General features: G+C 74.1%; 1 protein-coding gene. It reads right to left on the minus strand.

The annotated features are described in order from the left end of the window. Window positions 1-954, minus strand: a 954-nt coding sequence (locus ACYVE7_RS34700; RefSeq protein WP_460370884.1) for an AMP-binding protein, incomplete at both ends; no start/stop codon positions are given.

The following is a 954-nucleotide window of genomic DNA, read 5'->3' on the forward strand; positions in this document are numbered from 1 at the left end:
CGGTCAGCCCGCGCATCGGGTGGAGCGTCGCGTAGGTGGTGGTCTCGGTCGGCCCGTAGGCGTTGCACAGCTCCAGCTCGGGGCAGGCGGCCAGGACGGCGCGCATCGCGGCGGGCGAGCCCGCCTCACCGCCGGCGGGGACGGCCAGCAGCGCGGCCAGCGAGCCGGGATCCTCGGCGGCGATCAGGTTGAACAGCATCGTGGTGAGGAACGCCGAGGTGACCTTCTCCGCGGTGAACAGCTCCGCGAAGCCCGCGGCGTCCAGATCGCCCGGCGGGGCGATCACGGCGGTGCCGCCGTGCAGCAGCGGAGTGAACATCTCGAAGGTCGACGCGTCGAACGCGTGCGGCGCGTACACCAGCACCCGTTCGGGGTCGGCGCCCACCTTCTGGTCGCGGACGAACCTGACGACCTCCCGGTGGGCGACACCGACGCCCTTCGGCACACCGGTCGAGCCCGAGGTGAACACCTGGTAGGCGAGCTGCCCGGCGTGGACCGCGACGTCCGGTGCGGTCGTGGGCAGCGACGCGAGGGTCGGATCGCCGTCCACGACGACCTGGTGGGCGCGGTGGCCGAACCCCGCCCGATCGGCCATGGCCCGGTCGGTGAGCAGGACCTCGGCGCCGGTCTCCGCGAGCACCCAGCTCATCCGGTCGGCCGGGTAGCTGTGGTGGATCGGCACGTAGCAGCCGCCGGCCTTGAGGATCGCCAGACAGGAGACCAGCACGTCGGGGCCGCGCCGCTGGAGCATCGCGACGGCGCTCTCCGGGCCGACGCCCAGCGAGACCAGCAGGTGGGCGAGCCGGTTGGAGCGGGCGTCGAGCTCGCCGTAGGTGAGGGACTGGCCTTCGAACCGGAGCGCGACGCCCTGCGGGTCGGCGGCCGCCCGCGCCGCGAAGACCGCGGTGATGGTCTCGGGGCCGTCGGGGCGGGGACGCGCGGTGGCGTTCCAGC

It is taken from the genome of Actinocorallia lasiicapitis (assembly GCF_054778695.1).